At 71.0% G+C, this 21936-nt stretch carries 20 protein-coding genes; 8 read left to right on the forward strand and 12 right to left on the reverse strand.

Annotation, left to right across the window (positions count from 1 at the left end; genetic code table 11):
• Positions 1 to 76 precede the first annotated feature (76 nt).
• Positions 77 to 856, forward strand: a complete 780-nt coding sequence (locus H9651_RS03630; RefSeq protein WP_191717738.1) for a DedA family protein — start codon at positions 77 to 79, stop codon at positions 854 to 856.
• Here the strand turns inward: H9651_RS03630 and ku are convergent.
• The gene (gene ku / locus H9651_RS03635; protein ID WP_191717739.1) at positions 853 to 1788 is read right to left on the reverse strand and encodes a non-homologous end joining protein Ku; all 936 of its coding nucleotides are present in this window, start codon (positions 1786 to 1788) and stop codon (positions 853 to 855) included. The two genes, H9651_RS03630 and ku, sit on opposite strands and share 4 nt — an antisense overlap.
• A 60-nt stretch (positions 1789 to 1848) precedes the next feature.
• On the opposite strand from ku, the gene ligD reads away from it, so the two are divergent.
• Positions 1849 to 4569, forward strand: coding sequence for a non-homologous end-joining DNA ligase (gene ligD / locus H9651_RS14635; protein ID WP_225216318.1), 2721 nt, complete (start codon positions 1849 to 1851; stop codon positions 4567 to 4569).
• A 28-nt stretch (positions 4570 to 4597) separates the two neighbouring features.
• Here ligD and H9651_RS03650 read toward each other — a convergent pair whose 3' ends face one another.
• The 4 genes from H9651_RS03650 to murI form a co-directional block, all read right to left on the reverse strand.
• Positions 4598 to 5512, reverse strand: a complete 915-nt coding sequence (locus H9651_RS03650) for a cation diffusion facilitator family transporter (protein ID WP_191717740.1) — start codon at positions 5510 to 5512, stop codon at positions 4598 to 4600.
• Positions 5513 to 5586: 74 nt separating this feature from the next.
• The gene (gene rdgB, locus H9651_RS03655) at positions 5587 to 6210 is read right to left on the reverse strand and encodes an RdgB/HAM1 family non-canonical purine NTP pyrophosphatase (RefSeq protein ID WP_318244747.1); all 624 of its coding nucleotides are present in this window, start codon (positions 6208 to 6210) and stop codon (positions 5587 to 5589) included.
• A gap of 11 nt (positions 6211 to 6221) precedes the next feature.
• The gene (gene rph / locus H9651_RS03660) at positions 6222 to 6968 is read right to left on the reverse strand and encodes a ribonuclease PH (RefSeq protein ID WP_191717741.1); all 747 of its coding nucleotides are present in this window, start codon (positions 6966 to 6968) and stop codon (positions 6222 to 6224) included.
• 14 nt (positions 6969 to 6982) lie between these two features.
• Positions 6983 to 7801 (reverse strand): glutamate racemase, encoded by an 819-nt coding sequence (murI, locus tag H9651_RS03665; RefSeq protein WP_191717742.1) that lies wholly within the window; start codon positions 7799 to 7801, stop codon positions 6983 to 6985.
• Between the two features lie 39 nt (positions 7802 to 7840).
• Between murI and H9651_RS03670 the strand changes: the two genes are divergently transcribed.
• The gene (locus tag H9651_RS03670) at positions 7841 to 9193 is read left to right on the forward strand and encodes a nicotinate phosphoribosyltransferase (RefSeq protein ID WP_191717743.1); all 1353 of its coding nucleotides are present in this window, start codon (positions 7841 to 7843) and stop codon (positions 9191 to 9193) included.
• A gap of 15 nt (positions 9194 to 9208) precedes the next feature.
• Here H9651_RS03670 and H9651_RS03675 read toward each other — a convergent pair whose 3' ends face one another.
• From H9651_RS03675 to H9651_RS03685, 3 genes are read right to left on the reverse strand one after another with little or no spacing between them, the layout of a single operon-like run.
• Positions 9209 to 9475: a DUF3039 domain-containing protein gene (locus H9651_RS03675; protein WP_191717744.1), complete on the reverse strand. Its 267-nt coding sequence runs from the start codon at positions 9473 to 9475 to the stop codon at positions 9209 to 9211.
• A gap of 39 nt (positions 9476 to 9514) precedes the next feature.
• A complete protein-coding gene (locus H9651_RS03680; protein ID WP_191717745.1) occupies positions 9515 to 11074 on the reverse strand; it encodes a hypothetical protein in 1560 nt (519 codons plus the stop codon).
• The gene (locus tag H9651_RS03685; RefSeq protein ID WP_191717746.1) at positions 11050 to 12153 is read right to left on the reverse strand and encodes an ABC transporter ATP-binding protein; all 1104 of its coding nucleotides are present in this window, start codon (positions 12151 to 12153) and stop codon (positions 11050 to 11052) included. Before H9651_RS03685 ends, H9651_RS03680 begins: the two co-directional genes overlap by 25 nt.
• 494 nt (positions 12154 to 12647) lie before the next feature.
• Here H9651_RS03685 and H9651_RS03690 point away from each other — a divergent pair, with 494 nt between their 5' ends.
• From H9651_RS03690 to H9651_RS14970, 4 genes are read left to right on the forward strand one after another with little or no spacing between them, the layout of a single operon-like run.
• Complete coding sequence (locus H9651_RS03690) at positions 12648 to 13340, forward strand: phosphocholine cytidylyltransferase family protein (protein ID WP_191717747.1); 693 nt, start codon at positions 12648 to 12650, stop codon at positions 13338 to 13340.
• A 49-nt stretch (positions 13341 to 13389) separates the two neighbouring features.
• Positions 13390 to 14352 carry a hypothetical protein gene (locus H9651_RS03695; protein ID WP_225216319.1) on the forward strand — a complete coding sequence of 321 codons (963 nt, stop codon included), beginning with the start codon at positions 13390 to 13392 and terminating at the stop codon, positions 14350 to 14352.
• Positions 14353 to 14396: 44 nt separating this feature from the next.
• Positions 14397 to 14618, forward strand: a complete 222-nt coding sequence (locus H9651_RS03700; RefSeq protein ID WP_191717748.1) for a hypothetical protein — start codon at positions 14397 to 14399, stop codon at positions 14616 to 14618.
• Between the two features lie 55 nt (positions 14619 to 14673).
• Entirely contained in the window at positions 14674 to 15117 is a 444-nt protein-coding gene (locus H9651_RS14970) for a maltokinase N-terminal cap-like domain-containing protein (RefSeq protein WP_191717749.1), read from the forward strand.
• Between the two features lie 4 nt (positions 15118 to 15121).
• Here H9651_RS14970 and H9651_RS03710 read toward each other — a convergent pair whose 3' ends face one another.
• A complete protein-coding gene (locus H9651_RS03710; protein ID WP_191717750.1) occupies positions 15122 to 16399 on the reverse strand; it encodes a CDP-glycerol glycerophosphotransferase family protein in 1278 nt (425 codons plus the stop codon).
• 41 nt (positions 16400 to 16440) lie between these two features.
• Between H9651_RS03710 and H9651_RS03715 the strand changes: the two genes are divergently transcribed.
• The gene (locus tag H9651_RS03715; RefSeq protein ID WP_191717751.1) at positions 16441 to 17541 is read left to right on the forward strand and encodes a glycosyltransferase family 2 protein; all 1101 of its coding nucleotides are present in this window, start codon (positions 16441 to 16443) and stop codon (positions 17539 to 17541) included.
• 9 nt (positions 17542 to 17550) lie between these two features.
• Here the strand turns inward: H9651_RS03715 and H9651_RS03720 are convergent, their stop codons facing one another.
• From H9651_RS03720 to H9651_RS03730, 3 genes are read right to left on the reverse strand one after another with little or no spacing between them, the layout of a single operon-like run.
• Complete coding sequence (locus H9651_RS03720) at positions 17551 to 19002, reverse strand: CDP-glycerol glycerophosphotransferase family protein (protein WP_191717752.1); 1452 nt, start codon at positions 19000 to 19002, stop codon at positions 17551 to 17553.
• Positions 18999 to 20258, reverse strand: coding sequence for a CDP-glycerol glycerophosphotransferase family protein (locus H9651_RS03725; protein ID WP_191717753.1), 1260 nt, complete (start codon positions 20256 to 20258; stop codon positions 18999 to 19001). The genes H9651_RS03720 and H9651_RS03725 overlap by 4 nt, the downstream gene beginning before the upstream one ends.
• A gap of 48 nt (positions 20259 to 20306) precedes the next feature.
• Positions 20307 to 21851, reverse strand: coding sequence for a S1C family serine protease (locus tag H9651_RS03730; RefSeq protein WP_191717754.1), 1545 nt, complete (start codon positions 21849 to 21851; stop codon positions 20307 to 20309).
• Positions 21852 to 21936: the final 85 nt, after the last annotated feature.

The following is a 21936-nucleotide window of genomic DNA, read 5'->3' on the forward strand; positions in this document are numbered from 1 at the left end:
CGGATGCTGCGGCATCCGCTGCCAGTGACGGCCGCCCACGCGGACAACGGACGGGATCCCTGTGTTCGACATCGCATTGACTGCACCGACCGCGCTGATCCCGTGGCTGGACCCGGAGCAGATCATCACGGCGGCCGGGCCCTGGGCGCTGCTGGTGGTCTGCTTCATCGTCTTCGCTGAAACCGGGCTGCTGGTCGGCTTCCTGCTGCCCGGCGACACGCTGCTGGTCATCTCCGGCCTGCTCTCCCACGCTCAGCCGTACGCGCCGGAGGGTGTCTTCGGCATCAGCGTCTGGTGGGTGGCTCTGCTCATCGGCCTCTCCGCCTTCGTCGGCGGCGAAGTCGGGTTCTACATCGGCCACAAAGGCGGGCCGGCGATCTTCGAACGCAAAGAATCAGGCCTGTTCAGCCGCAAGAACGTCGAGCGCACCAACGCGTTCTTCGAGCGCTTCGGCGGACTGACGATCATCCTGGCGCGCTTCGTACCGATCGTGCGCACCTTCGCCCCCGTCGCCGCGGGCGTCGGGCACATGCACAAGGGCAAGTACACGCTGTACAACCTGATCGGCGCCGTCCTCTGGGGCTTCGGCCTGACGATGTTCGGCTACGTGATCGGCTTCATCCCGCCGGTCGCGTGGTTCGTGCAGGAGTACATCGACCTCATCCTCCTCACCGCCGTCGGCGGCACCGCGATCATCACGCTCTGGCACTACATCTCCGAACGCCGCAAGGCCAAGCAGGCTGCCGCCGCCGGTGAAGACGTCGTGACCGATGCCGACGAGGCGGAAGATCTCGTGCTCGACCCGGAGATCTTCGAGCGCGGCCCCGAGTTCGACGACGACGACCCGCGCCGCTAACTCGCCTTCTTCTTCGCCGGTGCCTTCTTGGCCGGTGCCTTCTTGGCCGGCGCCTTCTTGGCCGGCGCCTTCTTGGCGGTGGGCTTGGACGAGGCGGCGGCCGGCTTCGCGGTGGCTGCGTCAGCAGTCTTGCTGCCACCGCGTGCCGCCCTCGACCGCTCGACGCTGGCGCGCAGCGCGGCCATGAGGTCGATGACCTCGCCGCCCGTCTCTGCTTCTTCCTTCTCGCCGAACGTCTCCGAGGTGTCCAGCGCGTCGCCCTGTTCGAGCTTCGCGTCGATCAGGGTGCGCAGCTCCTGCTGGTACTCGTCGGTGAAGTCCTCGGGCGCGAAGTCGGACGCGAAGCTCTCGACGAGGCTGGCCGAGAGCTCCAGCTCCTTCGCCGAGATGCGCACCGATTCGTCCAGCGACGGGAACGCCGCCTCGCGCACTTCGTCGGCCCAGAGCAGTGTCTGCAGCACCAGCACGTCGCCGCGCACCCGCAGCGCCGCCAGGCGCGTCTTCTGCCGTAGGGAGAACCGCACGATCGCCGTACGGTCGGTCTGCTCCAGCGTCTTGCGCAGCAGCACGTACGCCTTCGGTGACGCGGAGTCGGGTTCGAGGTAGTACGCCTTGTCGATCGTCAGCAGATCGATCTGCTCGCTCGGCACGAACTCCACCACGTCGATCTCGCGGCTGCGCTCGGCGGGGAGCGACGCCACGTCGTCTGCGGTCAGCACCACCGTCTGCTCGCCGTCGTCGTACGCCTTGTCGATGTCGGCGTACGGGACGACCTCGCCGCACACCTCGCACTTGCGCTGGTATCTGATGCGCCCGCCGTCGGCGTTGTGCACCTGGTGCAGCGGCAGGTCGTGGTCCTCGGTCGCGGAGTAGACCTTGACCGGCACGTTCACCAGTCCGAAGGTCAGCGCACCCTTCCAGATCGCCCTCATCCCACCAGTGAACACCTGTCGCACCCGTCACGCCTAGAGGTTGCGCACTAACCTGCTGACATGGCACGTGAGGGACAGCTGGTGCGCGTCGACGGGCGGCGGCTGCGGCTGACCAACCTCGACAAGGTGCTCTACCCCGCCACCGGCACCACCAAGGGCGAGGTCATCGACTACGTCACCGGCATCGCGCCGCTGATGATCCCCCATGTCGCCGGCCGGCCGGTCACGCGCAAGCGCTGGCCAGAGGGGGTGGATCAGCCGTCCTTCTTCGCGAAGGACCTCGAGCGCGGCGCCCCCGACTGGGTGCCCCGCATCCCGATCGACCATTCCACAGGAGCGAAGGACTATCCGCTCGTCGGCGACCGGCCGACGCTGGTCTACCTCGCGCAGGTCGCCAGCCTCGAGCTGCACGTGCCGCAGTGGCGCGTCGCCGCCGACGGGGGGCGCTCAGCGCCGGACCGTCTCGTGCTGGATCTCGATCCCGGACCCGGTACGGGGCTGCGCGAGTGCGCGGAGGTGGCGCGGTTGCTGCGCGACATCCTGGTGGGCATGGGGCTCGAACCGTACCCGGTGACCAGCGGGAGCAAGGGCATCCACCTGTATGCGGCGCTGGCAGGCACCCAGACCAGCGAGCAGGTGACGGCCGTGGCGCGCGAACTCGCGCGCGCGGTGGAGGCCGACCATCCCGACCTCGTCGTCAGCCAGATGGCCAAGGCCCAGCGCGCGGGCAAGGTGTTCATCGACTGGAGCCAGAACAACGGGTCGAAGACGACGATCGCGCCGTACTCGCTGCGTGGACGGGAGCAGCCCACGGTCGCCGCGCCCCGCACGTGGGAAGAGCTGGACGATCCCGAGCTCGCGAATATGCTGTTCGGCGAGGTCCTCGAGCGCGCCGAGCGCCTGGGCGATCCGCTCGCCCCCCTCGGGTTCCACGCCGCCGGTCGCACCTCGGCCGATGGGCCGCTCGCGGCGTACATCGCCAAGCGCACCGCTGGGGCGACCCCGGAGCCCGTGCCCGGCAACGCACTCGGTGCCCGCGCGGCATCCGGGCTCCCCCGGTTCGTGATCCAGGAGCACCACGCCTCACGGCTGCACTGGGACTTCCGGCTCGAGCGCGACGGGGTGCTGGTGAGTTGGGCGGTGCCCAAGGGCGTGCCGGAGACGCCCGCGCGCAACCACCTCGCGGTCATGACCGAGGATCACCCGATGGAGTACGGCACGTTCGAGGGCGAGATCCCGCGCGGTGAGTACGGCGCCGGCACCGTGACGATCTGGGACGAAGGCGTGTACGACCTGGAGAAGTGGCGCGACGACGAGATCATCTTCACGGTGCACGGCCGGCCCGGCGGGCCGCTCGGTGACGTGCGGCTGGCTCTCATCCGCACCGACGGTTCGGGCGAGAAGTCGACCTGGCTGCTGCACCGCATGAAGACGGGCACCGCGGGCACCGCGGGCACCGCGGGCACCGCCGATGCCGACGCAGGCCGTGATACCCAACCCGATATCGCCGAAACCTCGGATAGTCGCTCGATTTCGCATGTGAGTTCCCGCTCACACCGTGCTGCTGAGCCGCTCGCGGACGACACGTCGGCTCCCACCGACGACGACATCCACGGCAGTCCCGCGCACGCAGATGGGGATGCGGCTGCGGGCACGGACACGGACACGGACACGGACACGGACACGGACACGGACCACAGTCGTCGTGTGAGCGGGAAGTTGCATACGGCTGAGAGAAGGCGTGAAACGTCAGAATCCGGGGGCGGCGCGAGCGATGCCGGCCGCGGATCCACCGCGGACGAGCCGCGCGGCCTCCGGCCCATGCTCGCCACGACGGCCTCGCCGGCACACGCGCACGACGCGGCCAGGCGCTGGAGCGACCGCGCATGGGCGGAGCTGAAATGGGACGGCATCCGGGCGCTCGGGGTCTGGGACGGCGCGACGCTGCACCTGCGCGGCCGCAACGGCACCGACATCACCGATCGGTATCCCGAACTCACCGCAGCGGCGGCGGCCGCCTTCGGGACCACACCGGTCACGGTCGACGGCGAGATCGTCGCCCTCGACGACACCGGCCGCCCCAGCTTCGCGCTGCTGCAGAACCGCATGCACCTCACGGGCCACCGCGACATCGCCCGCGAGGCCGCACGCATCCCCACCTCGTGGTACCTGTTCGACGCGCTCGGGTACGACGGCCTCGACCTCGCACCACTTCCCCTGCGCGAGCGCCGCGCCCTGCTCGAAACGCTGCCGACTGCGCCACCGCACATCGACGTGCCTCCGGTGCTCGACGACATCGACGTCGCGCTCGCCACCGCGCGGCGCCACCGCCTCGAAGGGCTCGTCGTGAAGGACCCCGCGTCGACCTACCGCGGTGGACAGCGCTCCGAGCAGTGGCTCAAGGTGAAGATCACCCACACCCAGGAGGTCGTCATCGGAGCGATCCGGCCCGGCAAGGGCGGGCGCACCGGCGAGATCGGCTCACTGCTGCTGGGCATCCCGGGGCCCGAGGGCCTGCAGTACGTCGGGCGCGTCGGCTCGGGGTTCAGCGACCGCACCCTGGCCCGCCTCGACCAGGTGCTCACGCCGCTGCGCACCGACGAGAATCCGTTCGTCGGGATCCCCCGTGCCGACGCCTCCGACGCCCTCTGGGTGCGGCCCGAGACGGTCGCGGAGGTCGAGCACGCCGAGTTCACCCCCGGCGGCACCCTGCGTCACGCCCGCTGGCGCGGTCTGCGGCCCGACAAGACCCCCGACGAGGTCACCCGCGAGGACTCCTGACGCGATCCGAGGCTGCCCCGTACGCGCCTCAGGCGTGCGCCTCGTTCTCGACGTGTCCCGCGGGCTCCAGCTGGAAGGTCGAGTGTGCGACGTCGAAGTGGTCCGCGAGGCACTCCTGCAACCGCGTGAGGATGCCGGCGGCGCGGCCATCGGCGAGGCACGCCTCGTCGACCACGACGTGCGCCATGAACACCGGAGCGCCGCGCGTCAGCTGCCAGACGTGCACGTCATGCACGTCGACGACCCCGGGTGTCTCCAGGATGTGCTCGCGGATCCGGGCGACCTGCATGCCCCTCGGCACCCCCTCGCCGAGCACCGAAGCCACTTCACGCAGCAGCGTCACGGCCCGCGGCACGATGAGCGCCGCGATGACCAGCGACACCACGGCATCCGCCTGCGTCCAGCCGGTCACCAGGATGACGATGGCCGCGACGATGACCGCTGCCGACCCGAGCAGGTCGCCGAGCACCTCGAGGTACGCGCCGCGCACGTTGATGCTGTGCTTCTGCGCCGCGCTCAGCAGCCACAGTGCCACCGCATTGGCGACCAGCCCCGCGATCGCGACGAGGAGCATGAGGCCGCCGGCCACCTCCACGACCTCCGGTCGTATCAGGCGCCCCACCGCCTCGACGACGATCCACCCCGCCAGTGCCAACAGGATCACGCCGTTCACGAGCGCACCCAGGACCTCGGCCCGCTGGTAGCCGAACGTGGAGCGGTCGTCGGCCGGACGCGCCGCGATCGTGCTCGCGACGAGGGCGATCACGAGCGCCGCGGCATCGGTGAACATGTGGCCGGCATCGGCCAGCAGCGCGAGCGAACCCGACAGGATCGCACCCACGACCTGCACGATGAGCACCACCGAGGTGATCGTCAGCGACACCGCCAGCAGGCGCCGGTCGCCGGCGCCGCGGATGCCGCGTGCGGGTGCGTGGTCGTGCATGCTTCCACGCTACGACGCGCCGGCGGCCCGCGCCGCCCGAGAGCCCTAGACGGGAATGATCGTGATTCTCAGCCTCAGAGGTCGGCCAGCAGCGGTGTCAGCGCGGCGAACGCGCGGGCGCGGTGCGAGGCGGCGTTCTTCTCTCCCGCCGACCATTCACCTACGGTGCGCTCCGCGCCCTGCGGCTGGTCGTCGGGGATGAAGATCGGGTCGTAGCCGAAGCCGCCCTCACCCCGCGGCGCGGTGGCCAGACGACCGGGCCAGCTGCCCTCGACGACGTGCTCGGCACCGCCCGGGATGACCAGGGCGATCGTCGAGACGAACCGCGCCGTGCGGTGGGGATCGGCGACGTCGCTGAGCTGGTCGAGCAGCAGCTCGAGATTGGCCGTGGCATCCTTCGTGTGCCCCGCCCAGTACGCCGAGAACACCCCGGGCGAACCGCCGAGCACATCGACACAGATGCCGGAGTCGTCGGCGAGCGAAGGCAGCCCGGTGTGCGCGGCCGCCGCGCGCGCCTTGATCAGCGCGTTCTCGGCGAACGTCACGCCGTCCTCGATCGGCTCCGGGCCGTCGTAGCCGACGACGTCCAGATCGGGTCGCGTGGCCCGCACGATCGACTGGAACTCCTCGACCTTGTGCGGGTTGTGGGTCGCCAGCACCACCCGGTCGGGGCGACTCGTCACGCTCTGCTCACTCACGTGCGCCCGCCTCAGACCGCGTCGGTCACGGCCAGCGCCGCGGCCTGCAGTTCGCGCAGCTCGCCGCAGCCGTTGACACCCAATTCGAGCAGCGCATCCAGCTCGCGCTTGTCGAACGGCGCGCCCTCGGCGGTGCCCTGCACCTCGACGAACAGGCCCCGCCCGGTGACGACGACGTTCATGTCGGTCTCGGCGCGGACATCCTCGACGTAGGCGAGGTCGAGCATCGGCTCGCCGTCGATGATGCCGACCGATACCGCGGCGACCGAGTCGATCAGCACCTCGGAGCGCTGCGCGATGAACTTCTTCTGCTTCCCCCAGGCGATCGCGTCAGCGAGGGCGACATAGGCACCGGTGATCGCGGCGGTGCGCGTGCCGCCGTCGGCCTGCAGCACGTCGCAGTCGATGACGATCGTGTTCTCGCCCAGCGCCTTGGTGTCGACCACGGCGCGCAGCGCCCGGCCGATGAGGCGGGAGATCTCGTGCGTGCGACCGCCGACGCGGCCCTTGATCGACTCGCGGTCGTTGCGCGAGTTCGTCGCCCGCGGCAGCATCGCGTACTCGGCGGTGACCCAGCCCTTGCCCTTGCCGGTGAGCCAGCGCGGCACGCCGTTGGTGAACGATGCGGTGCACAGCACCTTGGTACCGCCGAACGAGATCAGCGCCGACCCCTCGGCGTGCGCGCTCCAGCCGCGTTCGATCGTGATCGGGCGCAGCTGGTCGACTGCGCGACCGTCGGCTCGGGTGATGTCGGTCATGTCTCTCCTGAAGTTCAGCGGGGAAGGTCGATCGCGCCGGTCTGCACGAGGCGCACGGTGCTGACCTCGCGCCCCATCAGTCGGTGCGCCAGCCGCAGGAAGTCGTCGGCGGACGATCCGGTGGCCTGGTAGTCGTGGTGCGCTACGGCATCCGGGCCCGCGAGCAGATCGCGGGACACCAGCTGACGGTACACGTCCTTGGCGGTCTCGGTGTCGCTGGAGACCAGCGACACATCGGGTCCCATCACGTAGCTGATGGCACCCTCCAGGAACGGGTAGTGGGTGCAGCCGAGCACGAGGGTGTCGACGCCGGCGTGCCGCAGCGGCGCGAGGTACTCCTCCGCGACGGCCAGCACCTCGGGCGAATCCGTGACGCCCGCCTCGACGAAATCGACGAAGCGAGGGCAGGCCTGCGCCCAGACGCGCAGGTTCACGTTCACTTCGAGCATGTCCTGGTAGGCACGCGAGGCGATGGTGCCCTCCGTGCCGATCACGCCGATGCGGCCGTTGCGGGTCGTGGACATCGCGGTGCGGACGGCCGGGTTGATGACCTCGACCACGGGCACGTCGTACCGCTCGCGGGCGTCGCGCAGCATCGCCGACGACGCGGTGTTGCACGCGATCACGAGCATCTTCACGCCTTCGTCGACAAGGGTGTCCAGCACCTCGAGCGAGTAGCGGCGCACGTCGGCGATCGGCTTGGGTCCGTACGGGGAGTGCGCGGTGTCTCCGAGGTACAGGGTCGACTCGCGGGGCAGCAGCGCCGACACGGCGCGGGCCACAGTGAGTCCGCCGACGCCGGAGTCGAAGATTCCGATGGGGGCGTCGTTCACGTTCCCAGCCTACGCGAGCGCCTGGATAGGCTGGCCCCCATGAACGACGCGTCCTCCGGTCCTGCCCGTGTGCCCAGCACCGCGCTGTTCACCGACCGGTATGAGCTGACGATGCTCGACGCGGCGCTGCACGACGGCTCCGCCCGGCGGCGCTGCGTCTTCGAGCTGTTCGGCCGGCGCCTGCCCGGCGCCCGCCGCTTCGGTGTCGTGGCCGGCACCGGTCGGCTGCTGCAACAGCTGCAGGACTTCCACTTCGGCGAGGACGAACTGCGCTTCCTGCGCGACAACAAGGTGGTCGATGCCGAGACCGTCCGGTTCCTCGAGGACTACCGCTTCACCGGCACGATCACCGGCTACCGCGAGGGCGAGCTGTACTTCCCCGGTTCGCCCGTGCTGACCGTCGAAGGATCGTTCGCCGAGGCCGTGGTGCTCGAGACCATCGCCCTGAGCGTGCTCAACCACGACTCCGCGGTCGCCAATGCCGCCGCCCGCATGAGCATCGCCGCCGGCGACCGCCCGCTCGCCGAGATGGGCTCGCGCCGCGCCTCCGAGCACGGCGCCGTCGCCGCCGCCCGCGCGGCCTACATCGCCGGGTTCGGCGCCACGAGCAACCTCGAGGCCGGTCGCACGTGGGGGATCCCCACCATGGGCACAGCCGCGCACGCGTGGACGCTGCTGCACGACACCGAGGAAGAAGCCTTCCGCGCGCAGATCGCCGCCCTCGGAGGCGACACGACGCTCCTCGTCGACACCTACGACATCCGCACGGGCGTCGAGAGGGCGATCCGCGTCGCCGGCACCGCTCTCGGGGGTGTGCGCATCGACTCCGGCGACCTGCCCACGGTCGCCGCAGAGGTGCGTGCCCAGTTGGACGCGCTGGGGGCGACCACGACCAGGATCACGGTGACCAGCGACCTCGACGAGTTCGCGATCGCCGCGCTGGCGGCATCCCCCGTCGACGCCTACGGCGTGGGCACGTCGGTCGTCACGGGCTCCGGCACTCCGACGGCGGGCATGGTCTTCAAGCTCGTGGCCCGCCAGGATGCCGCGGGCTCGTGGGTCAGCGTCGCCAAGGCATCCACCGACAAGGCGTCGAAAGGTGGCCGCAAGGCCGCCTTCCGCACCCTCGAGCGCGGTGTTGCCACGAGCGAACTCATCGCGGTCGCCGACGGCTTCGAGTCGATGCCGACGGCCGCCGATCACCCCCAGGCACGGGCACTGCAGGTCACGCTCGTCGACGCTGGCGAGACGGATGCCGCCCATCTCGGTCCTGCCGGCGTCACCGCCGCGCGCGAGCACCACCTGCGGGTGCGCGAGGAGCTGCCGGTGCGCGCGCTCGCCCTCAGCCGCTCCGAGCCGGCGCTGCCGACCCGGTTCGTCGATGTGGCCTGACGCTCGCCGGGGCGCTTACTTGTTCAGCGACTCGTAGATCTCTTTGCACGACGGGCAGACGGGGAACTTCTCGGGGTCGCGCCCCGGTGTCCACTTCTTCCCGCACAGTGCCCGCACCGGTTTGCCGGTGATCGCGGATTCGAGGATCTTCTCCTTCTTCACATAGTGGGAGAAGCGCTCATGATCGCCTGGTTCGATGCTCTCTTCGCGAATGAGCTCCTCGAGTTCGCGGTCAAGGGTCGCAAGGCCGCCCTGGTCGGGGCTGTCGATCGGCGTGCTCATGGTCAGTCAGTCTATCCGCGGTGGCGACGCCTGCGGCGGTCATGTCGCCTCGGCGAACTCCATGAGCCGGGTGCTGCCCCGCTCGAAGATACGGCCACCGATCAGGACACCGGCGACGAGCACGACCACCCCGCTCACCGCCCCCACCCAGAATGCGACCCACGCCTCGCTCGCGTCGCCGGTGAGCGCGAGCCAGCCCCACCACAGCGCGGGAAACGCGGCGACGAGGGCACCGACGAGCACGAGTGCCTGCGACATCGCTCCCCCGGTGCGCTCTGGCTGCTGGAACGGACTGTCCCCCGGCCGCGAGACGGCGTACGGGGCGAGGGCGGAGGCGATGGAGGACAGGCCCAGACCCGAGAAGAAGAGCGCCGCGCACACGCCGACCAGAGCCGGCAGCACCGCCCAGCGACCGTGCACCCAGATCGCCAGCGGCATCGTGACCGCCAGCAGCGGCACCCCCACCAGCAGCACCGGCACGAGCCTGCCGATGCGGTCGGACACGCCGCGCATGGCACTGGCGATGTGCATCCAGATGGCGGTGTGGTCGTAGGCGAGGTCGTTGTGCGGCAGCCAGCCGAGGAACAGCGCCATGAGCGGCACCGGGACCAGGGCGATGGCCCCTGCCGGCACGCCCACGATCGCCAGCGGCGCGATGGTGAGGGCGGCGGCCACCGGAATGACGACGATGTTCACGAGATACCGCCGGTCACGCATCCAGTACACGAGGCTGCGCGCGGCCACGGCACCGCCCGGGGTGCCCGGCAGGATCGCGAACCAGCCGAGACCCCCGCGCCCGCGCGCCGCGATCGGGCGGGGGGTGGTGGTGAGCATCCGCCGCACGAGCAGGACCCACAGCCCCGCGAGCACCACGAGGGTCGCGAGGGCAACCGCAAGCGGAATCCACGACGAGCCGTCGGTATCGGTGCGGGCAGCGACCCCGAGCGAGGCCCCGAGCGGGGTGAGCGTGAGAAGGCCGGCGACCTCGACGAGCTGCGACGGCACGCGCCGACCCCACTCCAGCGAGGCGAAGAAGACGACGATGGGCACGGCGACCACGAGCACGGCGAGCAGGAAGATCCCGGTCAACTCGCGCGATCGCCGCTCGTTGAACACCAGCGCAGCCACCGCGTACGCGACGCGCCCGAGGAGCACGCAGGTGAGCAGGCCCAACACGACCGCCAGCACGGCCACGCCCCAGGCGACGCCGTGCGCCGCCCAGACGATCACGAGGCACACGGCGAGCGGCACGAGCGCGAACACCGGGACGCTGAGCAGACCGGCACCCACCAGCACCGCGGCCAGCGGCCCCGGAGCGATCGCGAACACCGCGAACCGGCGTGGATCCAGCGGGTCCTCGATGCCGGTCACCAGGGGCGCGGCGGCGAACGCGAGGGTGACGGCGGAGCCGCACAGCACCGTGACGGTGAGAGTGATCTCCGCCGAGGCGTCGGTGAGGCCCAGCAGCGCCCCGCAGGCCGCGGCGACGGCGACGGCGAGTACCACCGCTCCCGCCGCCATCCGCATGACGTGCCCGGTGTCGCCGCGCAGGGCGCCGGTGAGCAGCGCGAGCCTCAGCCGGAGAACGTGTGCAGCCACTCGAGGCCCTCCACGTCGCTGAGCCCGCCTGCCAGCTCGACGAAGCGCTGCTCGAGGGTCAGCTCGCCGCGCACGTCGTCGACGGTGCCCTCGGCCAGCACCTGCCCGGCGACGATCACCGCGACGCGCGAGCAGACGCGCTCGACGAGGTCCATGCCGTGGCTCGAGAGGATCACGGTGCCGCCGTGCGAGACGTAGGCACCGAGGATGTCGAGGATGACGGCGCTGGAGACCGGGTCGACGGCTTCGAACGGCTCGTCGAGCACCAGCACCCGCGGCGAATGGATGAGGGCGCCGGCGAGCATGATCTTCTTCGTCATGCCGCCGGAGTAGTCCGACACGGGGCGCGACAGCGCATCGGTGAGGTCGAAGGCGCGGGCGAGGTCGGCGGCGCGGCTGTCGGCGACGCCGGCGGGCAGGCCGCGCAGCAGCCCGTAGTAGTGCAGCAGCTGGCGACCGGTGAGCCGGTCGAAGGTGCGCAGCCGGTCGGGCAGCACGCCCATCAGTCGCTTCGCGCCCGCCGGGTCGGATGCCGCATCGACACCGTTGATGCGGATGCTGCCGCGATCGGGTCGCAGCAGGCCCGCGATCATCGACAGAGTCGTGGTCTTGCCCGCACCGTTCGGCCCCACCAGGCCGTAGAACGATCCGGCGGGCACGGTGAGGTCGATGCCGTCGACGGCGGCGGTGCCGCCGAAGAGCTTCGTGACCCCTCGGAGCGCCAGCGCGGGCAGTTGCGTGGTGTGATCCTCGAGGGGGTGCTCGTCCATCGCGGAAACGACCGCGGTCACGGCCTCGACGTCGGCGAAGACCTCGGTCTCCGGCAGGGATTCGACCTCGATCGGCTCGACGTCGATGACGGGTTCGGCCGCGACGACCGGTTCGGCCGCGGTGACGGTCTCGGTGTCGTCGGCGGCGGTGTCCTCGGCGGCAGATTCCGGGGCGATTCCCAGCTGTCCGGTCGCGTCGACGGGGGTGTCGGGGGCCGGCGACGGTTCGCTGTCCGCTTCTGCCACGACCTCCGGTGCGGGACCTGCGGCGGGCTCGGGCGGCACGGTGTCGACGGGATCCGCAGCCATCGCGGGTGCCGCGGCAAGCCGCGCAGCGACCTCCCCGGCCGGCTCGGGGGGCTTGGGCGGAACGGGGCTGATGGAGCGCGCCGCGGCGGCCTGTTCCGCCGGGATGGAGGGCAACGGCGGGGGGACGAGCGCCGCGGTGGATGATGCCGCACGCTTCGGTTCGGCCTTCTTCGCGGGCTTGCGCGGGCGGGGCTTCCGCGGCGCCGGCAGAGCCCGGGGCCCCGATTGCGCCACGAACTGCTGCTCCGGAACGTCGTCCGAATCAGAGTCGTGGGGCAAAGGCAGCGACGCTGTCACCCGTCCACGGTATCAAGGAGATCGCACCGCGCAGCCGCCGCATCCGGCGCGACGTCACACAGCGTTCATTTGTCACGAAACGACAACAGACCGGGGGGATTCTGAGGCTTCTCAGGTGTCTTCGCTACCATTGACCAGGCACAACGGGGTGTCTTCTCGGTGAACCGACCATGAACTCAGACTTCAGGAGTAACCCCTTGACTCTTCAGACCGTCATCCTCGCCGCGGGCATGGGCTCGCGTCTGGGGCGCAGCCTGCCCAAGCCGCTGACCGAACTCAGCGACGGCCGCAGCATCATGCAGCAGCAGCACGACAACATCCGTGCCGCCTTCGGCAAGGCCGCCCGTATCACCACCGTCGTCGGCTACCGTGCCGAAACCGTCGTCGAAGCGTTCCCCGACGCCGACTACGTCTACAACGACCGCTACGACCAGACCAACACGTCCAAGTCGCTGCTGCGGGCGCTCGCCGCCACCGGCAAGCACGGCGTGCTGTGGATGAACGGCGACGTCGTGTTCGACCCGCGCGTGCTGGGCCGTGCGATCGCCCTCATCGACGCTGAGCGCTCGTTCGTCACCGTGAACACCGCGAAGGTGAGCGACGAAGAGGTGAAGTACACGGTGGATGCCGCCGGGTACATCAACGAGCTGTCCAAGACGGTCATCGGCGGCATCGGCGAGGCTGTCGGCATCAACTACATCTCCGCTGCCGACAAGCGCGCGTTCATGCGCCAGCTCTCGCGTGTCGACGACCAGGACTACTTCGAGCGCGGCCTCGAGCTCGCGATCGCCGAAGACGGCGTGCGCCTGCAGCCTCTGGACATCTCCGACCTGTACGCCGTCGAGGTCGACTTCGCCGAGGACCTCGAGCGCGCCAACCTCTACGTCTGAACCGGTGCGCCCCAGCGGGCGCCCAGCACGGCGTGCATAGGATCTGCCCATGGCCGACAAGGTGTACCGCATCCACACCCTCTCGGAAGACGCCCCGTGGGACGGTGGGTTGCCGCCGGTGGGCTCCGAGGAGCATCCGCGTCTGGTGCGCGTTCTCGACCGCGTGCTGGCGATCCAGCGGCCGGCCGTGGTCGCGCATCTGCGCAGCATCCGCCTCCGGCATCCGCAGGCCACCAACGCGCAGATCGCGGGCATGCTCGAACGCCGCTATCTCGCCGCCGTGACCACGGGCGGTGCGGCGGTCGGCGCCACCGCTGTGGTGCCGGGCGTCGGCACCGGCGTCACTCTCGCGCTCAGCGGCGTGGAGACGGTGGGCTTCCTCGAGGCGACCGCGCTGTTCGCACAGTCGATGTCGGAGCTCCACGGGATCCCGGTGGACAACCCCGACCGCGCCCGGGCGCTCGTACTCACTCTGCTCCTCGGCAAGGAGGGCGTGGACCTCGTCTCGCAACTCGCGGGACAGGTCGCGGGCAAGGGAATACCGCGCGACAAGTATTGGGGCGAACTCATCACCAAGACCCTCCCCCGCGCGGCGGTGGGCCCGCTCGTCGATCGGTTGAAGTCATCGTTCGTCCGCCGCTTCGCCGCCAAGGGCGGCGCATCGATGGTGGGCAAGGCGCTCCCGTTCGGCGTGGGCGCCGCCGTCGGCGGCACGGGCAACCACATCTTGGGCCGCCGCGTGCTCATCACCGCACGGCAGGGCTTCGGTGCGCCCCCGTCGACCTACCCTCCCGAGCTCGAGCCGAAGGAAGGGTCGGTACGCCTCGAGCACGGTGCCGTGCGGGGCGTCCGCCGCGCCGGTACCGCCCTCGCGTCGGCGAGCATGGGCGCCGCCTTCGGCGTGCAACGCGCGGCGAAGAAGGTCGGCGGCACGGTGCGACCGCGCCGACGCGAGATCGCGGCGAAGGCCCACGACCCCGAACGCACCGACGACGGCCCCACCCCCGACTGAACCTGCGCGGCGACACCGTCCCGCGCAAGGCGCACAATGGTCGGGTGGGAATGTTCATGAACCGTCCGGAGGAACCGACCGAGTGGGCCGGCCTGCCGTCGGAACCGTGGGAACCGGGCCCGCCTGCGGGGACCCTCGGCGCCGGCGCCGCACCGGATGCACTCGCGCTCGTTGCGGGCGACGTCGCATCGGTGTCGATCCCCGTGTCGCTGCCCGAGCATGCGCCGGACGAGCCGACATCTGCGGAGGAGCCGCCGCGTCGGTGACCGCGCGCCGGGCGGCGCCTCGACAGTGTGCGCGCGCGGCAATACGCTCACGAGCATGGACAGTACGCTGGCGTGCCTGGCCGCCTGGATGCCGCGCCAGCGCTGGTACGCCGCCAAGGGCCGCGCACTGCACCTGCGCTATGTCGCCTCGTGGGACATGCCCGTCGACGAACCGGGAGTGCGCGTGCGCACGCTGCTCGTCGCCGACGAAGGCACGCTGCCCACGGCCGTGTACCAGTTGCCGCTCGTGGCGCGGGCGACGAGCACCGTGCCCGACGCGCTGAGCACTCACGTCATCGGCACACCCGCCCGGGAGAGTTTCCTCACCGGGTACCGCGCGCGCGCCGGCGCGCGCGTGCCGAGGGTCGGGCAACTGCTGGCCGCGCTGGAACTGGACAAGGCCGTGTACGAGGCCGCCTACGAGGCGCGTTCCCGCCCGACGTGGATCGCCATTCCGTTGCGGGCCATCGAACGAATCGTCGCGGCGCCGGCACTGTAGCGCGTCACTCGGCGTCGTCGAGTTCGGCGTCGTCCTGGGCGTCGTCCACCGGATCGTCGGCCGTGAGTTCGTGCCAGCGGTCCCACTCCGACATCAGTTGCTCGATCGCCGCATGGAAACGCGCCGTGGCCGCCCCGGGGCTCGTGTCGCCGAAGTAGCGGCGCACCCACTCCTGCAGGCGGGTCACCGATTCGGGATCCGACAGCACGCGGTCCGTCTCGGCCAGGATGTCCCCCGCACGCTCCGCGTACAGCCACTCGCACGCCGACAGGTAGCCGTGCGTGTCGATGCTCGCCCGCACGTCGGTGGGCCGGGTGATCATGAGCGGTCGATCAGCGGCGAGCCGGTCGTAGACCATGGCGGAGATGTCGACGATCGCGACGTCCGCTGCGGACAGCTGCCAGCCGAGGTCGGGGCCGTGATCGAAGACGTGCTGCGCCGTGGGATCGGCGGCGTTCGCCGCGGCGATCGCCGCGATGATGCGCGCGTTGGCGGCACCGTACTCGTCGTCGACGACACCGGAGCGCGGATGCGGCCGGTAGATGAGGCGGTGGGTGCTGCTGGCCAGCACAGCGCGCGTCAGCGCTTCGCCGTGCGTCACGATCGAGCCGTAGTGGGCAGAGGGGCGATCCCCCTCCCACGTCGGCGCGTACAGCACGACGGTGCGCTGGTCGGGCACGTACGGCAGCGCGCCGGAGTAGTGGTCGGCCTGCGGCCGGCCGATCTCGATGGTGCGCCGCTCGAGGTCGTAGTCCCACAGCACGCGGCCCAGCCGCTCACGCGCGGCATCGCCCGCCACCAGGGCGTAGTCGTACGCCTTGAACTGGTTCGTGGTCATGTACATCTTGTCGGACTCGCCGTGGTTGATGAACACGTGCCAGCGCCGCCCGTACCGGAACATCTGGAAGTTCCGGGTGTTCTGGTTGACGTACAGCACCACGCGGATGTCCTGGTCGGCGATGACGCGCTCCAGGTCCCGCACGGTCGGCACGAACGCCACCGGCAGCGCGCCGTCGTCCACGAGTGCCCGCGCTCCCGTCGCGTTGCGGCTGAGCACCACCACCGGCCAGCGGTGCGCGAGCTCGGCGAGCGGCTTGTACCACTGCCGCATCTGGTACATGTTCACGGCGCCGTCGGCGAAGTACACCGCCACGCGGTAGTGCATCGAAGGATGCGGTCCCCGGGCGTTGAGCGCCCGGCGCACCTCCCCCACCGCGGAGCGGTTGACGAGGGCCTTTCTCAGCAGTTTGGCGGCCTTGCGTCCATCCGATACGACACCCACCCCTTCAGCCTACCGACGCCGACGCGTGACATGATCGACTGATGCACGACGCCGATTCCCTCCCCGGCACGGACGCACCCGTGGTCGCGGCAGACGCCGGTGTCACCTTCGTCATGCCGGTCCTCAACGAGCGGGACTATCTCCTCCGGGCCGTCCGCGCCGTGCTGCAGCAGGATGTCGCACCCCGCCCCGTCGAGCTGGTGCTCGCGCTCGGGCCGTCGACCGACGGCACCACCGAGCTCGCCCGGCGCCTGGCCGACGCGGACAGTCGCATCGTGCTGGTCGACAACCCGGCCGCCGACATCCCGGTGGGACTCAACCTCGCCATCCGTGCGGGCCGCTACCCCACCATCGTGCGTGTCGACGCGCACTCCGACCTCGCCCCCGACTACACCCGCGACGCGCTCGAGACGCTCGATCGGGTGCGGGCGGCCAACGTCGGCGGCATCATGCGCGCCGACGGCCGCACGCCCTTCCAGCGTGCCGTCGCGCGAGCCTACAACTCCCCCATCGGCCTGGGCGGGGGCGCCTACCACGGCGGTGCGCACGAAGGCCCGGCCGAGTCGGCGTACTTGGGCGTCATGCGCCGTGCCGTGCTCGAAGAAGTCGGCATGTTCGATGAGTCCATCCGCCGAGGGGAGGACTGGGAACTGAATCTGCGCATCCAGCGCGCGGGTTACCGCGTCTGGTTCGATCCGCGATTGGCCGTGACATACTGGCCGCGAGAGAGCTGGACCCGGCTCGTTCGCCAGTTCTTCGCCACCGGCACGTGGCGTGGCGAGCTGGTGCGCCGCTACGGACGCCGCAACTCGGTGCGCTACTTCGCCCCGCCCGCGCTGGTCGTCTTGACCGTGTTCGCGCTCGTCATCGCGGCGCTGCAGCTGGCCGGAGTGCTGTCAGGCCCCTGGTCGCTCGTGGCGAGCCTGGCCTATGTACCCATCGCGGCATACGTGCTGCTCATCGCGGCGGTCGCGATCGGACCGGGCGGCGGCACCGGCTGGCGCGACAAGCTGTGGACCCTCGCCGTACTCCCCTCGATGCACCTCGCGTGGGGTGCCGGGTTCATCCGCGGCGTGCTGCGCGGCGCCCAGGACACCGTGGACACGTCGCGTCTGGGCACCCGCAACACGCCACTGCCGTAGCGCCGGCCCTCAGCGCTCGACGAAGCCCTGGTCCAGGATGCGGGCGACGACCCGCTCGGCGGCGTGACCGTCGTCGCGGGCGTTGAAGCGCTCCCGCCACGTGGCATAGCGGGAGGCGAAACGCTCGGTCGCGCCCTCGTCGGCCAGCGCCGCGACGAGCGCATCGGCGGAGTGCACCACGGCGCCCGGTGCGTGCGCCGCGAGGTCGAAGTAGAAGCCGCGCAGCTCTCCCCGGTAGTGCTCGAGGTCGGGCACGAGGAAGTACATGGGCTTTCCGGTGACGCTGAAGTCGAACATCACCGAGGAGTAGTCGGTGATGAGCGCATCCGCCGCCAGCAGCAGCCGTGCCGTGTCGGGGAAAGCCGTCACGTCGATGACCCGCGGGCCCGAGGCATCGCGCCCCGGGATGAGGGTCCGGGAGTGTCCGCGCACGAGCACGACGGCATCCGCCGCCTCGGCCAGCGCGCCCGGGTCGATGAAGTCGACCATCTGCTCGCGGTCCTCCCGCCAGGTCGGCGCGTACAGCAGCACGCGCTCGTCGGCTCCGATGCCGAGAGCGGCGCGAGTGGGGGCGCCGTCTCCGGTGACGAGCACGTCGTTGCGCGGGTACCCCTCGACCCAGATGGGGCGGCCGAGGAATGCGTAGGCCTTCTTCATGATGCCGGCGCCGTACGCGTTCTGCGCCAGCAGCACGTTCCATCGCCGCGCCTCCCGCACGACCGCGACGGCGCGACGGAGGTCGAACCCGGGTCGGTGCAGGGCGAGGCGCTTGAGCGGCGTGCCGTGCCAGGTCTGCAGCACGACCTGGCCGCGGCGGCGCTCGAACCGGCGGCGCAGCCAGTCGTTGACCACGAGCAGCCGTGAGGCGCCGCGTGCCCGCCACCACTGCGGAGAGCCCTCGACGACGGGGATGGCGCCGTCGGGCACGGCGACCGAGAGGTCCACGACGCTCCAGTAGCGCGCGACCCCCGGGGCCACCCGGGCGAGCTCCCGGTCGATCGCGTACGGGTTGCAGCTGGCGTTGCGACCGTAGAAGCTCTCGAAGAAGACCGCGTTCTCCAGCGCTTCCGGCCGCGTCGCATAGCGCCGTTCCAGCGCCGCCTGACCGTCGCCGGAGTCATAGGCCGGGTCCACGGGAGGTCCGACGTGCAGCACACCGCCGTCGAGTTCGGCGCGCAGGGTGCCGAGCATCGTGAGCGCGACGCTGTCGATCGCCTCCACCGACGCGCCCTCGGCGCCGGTGATGTGCACCTCGTACGCGCCCGTGGGCAGCGGCAGCGACTCGCCGCCCCAGCGCGCCGTGCGGAGCGCGAAGACCGCCCGCCACGAGGCGCCACGGCCGGTGACCTTCGCGCTCACCCGCGCCCGCGGGCCGATCAACTGCGCGTCGGCGGGGCGCGCGCCCGTGCCGGAGAGCTCCAGGACCGCGCCGTCGTCGGCGATGAGGCGTGCTCGGATCATGCGGATCCTTTCGATCGTGCGGCCAGACCCGCCAGAATCACGCGGTACACCCGCGCGGTGTTGCCGCCGTCGCGGAACGCGTGTACCCGATCGCTCAACCGCCGGGAACGCCCGATGCGTTCGTCACGGGCATCGGGGTCGCCCAGCACCGCGTCGAGCTGACGACAGGCCGTCTGCCAATCCGACGCCGGATCGGGTCCCGCGACCTCGGCGTACGTGCCGTAGAACCCCCGGCGCGCGGCATAGGCCTCGAGGTCGGGAGCGAGGTACAGCACGGGCAGCGGGATGAGCCCTGCGTCGTAGGCGAGCGAGGAGTAGTCGGTGATGAGCACGTCCATGCCCGCCAGCGCCGGCGTGACGTCGGCGACGACGTCACTGCCCATGAGGCGCACGCGGTCGCTACCCGCGGGCGGTGCGTAGCGGCCGGCACCGAGGTGGTGCGGGCGCACGAGCAGCACGGCGTCGTGGCGCTCGAGCACGTCGAGGATGAGCCGCCACTCGGCGGTATCCGGAATGGACGGGTCCTCGTCGCCGTCACGCCACGTGGGCGCGTACAGCACGAACCGGGTGCCCGCAGCGACGACACCGGTCGCCGATTCGACGATCGCGCGGCCCGCGGCGCGGCGTTCGTCGGCGGTGCCGCTGGACAGCACGTCCACCCGCGGTTCGCCCGTCACCGCGACACGCCCGACGGGGAGCCCGAACGCGGACTCCAGACGGCCCCGCACCAGCTGGGAGGCGGCCGGCAGCACGGCGATGTCGGAACCCGCCCGCCGATACATGATGCGAAGCAGCGCCCTGACCCATCGCGATCGCGGCAGAAAGCGGCTGCGGAGCGTCTCGGGCGAGTCCAGGCCGATGCGCTTGAGCGGGATGCCGTGCCAGAGCTGCACGACGAAGGCACCCGACACCGCATACCGGTTCACATCGCCGAACCCGTGGGTGACGACGACGACGCGCGCGCGGGCGGTGCGCCAATAGCCGCGCAGCGAGGACTTCGGCGCCCAGCGGACACCGCGCCGCTGCGCCTCCCGCGCCTGGTCGGCGTTGCCGGTGAGCCACGTGCCGTTCGCGCCATGTGTCTCGACGGCTTCGGTCCACAGCGCCCAGCCGCCGTCGGCGAGGCCCGCGGCGGAGCCGAACACCCACTCCCCCGAGGTGCGGGGGATCACGGCGCCGGCGAGGCGGCCCGCCGCGTACAACGGGATGCGGGCCAGCTTGCCGGCGTTACCCGCACCGAACGAGAAGGACGCCACCCCGCGAGCCTATCGCGGGGTGGCGTCCTGGGTCGGCGTGCGGGAACGTCAGTCGGTCAGTTCGCCGAGCGTGACCTCGACCGTGCGGGTCTCACCGTCGCGCACGACCGTCAGCGTCGCGTCGCTGCCGCCGGCGACCGCGCGCACCTGCGCGGTGAGGTCGGTGGCATCGGTGATCGGCAGACCGTCGAAGCCGGTGACGATGTCGCCGGGCTGCAGCCCCGCCTCGGCGGCGGCGCCGCCCTCGGTCACTTCGCTGATGTACGCACCCGTCGTGGTGGCACCTTCGATGCTCGCGGCGGGCGCGACCATGGCGCCCAGCAGGCCGTGCGAGGCCTCACCGGTCTCGATCAGTTCGTCGGTGACGCGCTTGACGATGTCCGACGGGATCGAGAATCCCACGCCGATCGAACCCGACTCGCTGGAGGATCCGGCCGTGGCGATCGCGACGTTGATGCCGATGAGCTTGCCCTCGGAATCGACCAGCGCGCCACCGGAGTTGCCGGGGTTGATGGCGGCGTCGGTCTGCAGCACCGAGATCGAGATCGTCGAGGTGGCCTGCTGCGGCTCACCCTGACCGAAGTCGAAGTAGAACGGTCCGTCCTGGCCGTTGTCGGGGGCCTGCGGCGAGCCGTCCTCGGGGGTCTCCGGGGCGGCGGACGAGGCGATCTGGATCGAACGGTTCAGCGCGCTCACGATGCCGTTGGTGACGGTGTTGGACAGGCCCAGCGGCGCACCGACGGCGATCGCCGCGTCACCGACGTTGAGGTCGGCGGAGTCGGCGAACTCGATCGGGGTGAGGCCCTCGGCGTCGACCAGCTTGATGACGGCGAGGTCGTACAGCGGGTCCAGGCCCACGATCTCGGCGTCGTACACCCGGCCGTCGGCCGTGGTGACCGACAGCGTCGGGTCGGAGGTCGCGCCGTCGAGGGTGACGACGTGGGTGTTGGTGACGACATAGCCGTCTTCGCTCAGGATGACCCCCGAACCGGTACCGCCGGCGGAGTCACCGGCGCTGGCCGAGATCGTGACGGTGCTCGGCACGACCTTCGCGGCGATGCCGGTGATCTGGTTGACATCTTCGCTGTCGTTGACCGTCACCGAGACGGGGCCGGAGGCGGCGACCGTCTGGGAGTTGCCCCAGATGCTGACGCCCGCGTATGCACCGCCGACACCGGCGGCTCCGCCCACGAGTGCGGCGGCGACCATCAGCGCGGCCACCTTACCGGCGCCGATGCCCGACTTGCCCGACGCGGCGGAGGACGCCTGCTCGCCGCCGAGCGGCTGGGTGGGCTGGGTCGCCGACGCGGCGTGCGCACCGGGTGCGGCATAGGGGTACTGGGGGGCGCCGTAGCCCTGCGGCGGTGCCCCGTAGGGACGGCTCGGCGCCTGGCCGTACGGCGGCTGCGCGCCGGGACGCTGAGGTGCGCCCGGGTGCGGCGGCTGGCCCGCGTACGACGGCGTCGCGGCGGCGGGCTGCGCGGCGGACGACGGTGCCGGCTGCGACGGCGCGGCCGGCCGCTCCGGCACGGCCTGCTCGGCGCGCTCCGGCTCGGTGTGGTCTTCGGGGCGGGTGCCCTGGTTCTCGCTCATGAAAATCTCCTTCTGACAGGCAGATACAGATTGCCGCTTGGACCTGTGGGTTTCTTATGCCCCGAATGGGATCACCCTATGCGTG

It is taken from the genome of Microbacterium pullorum (assembly GCF_014836535.1).
Taxonomy (GTDB): Bacteria; Actinomycetota; Actinomycetes; order Actinomycetales; family Microbacteriaceae; genus Microbacterium; species Microbacterium pullorum.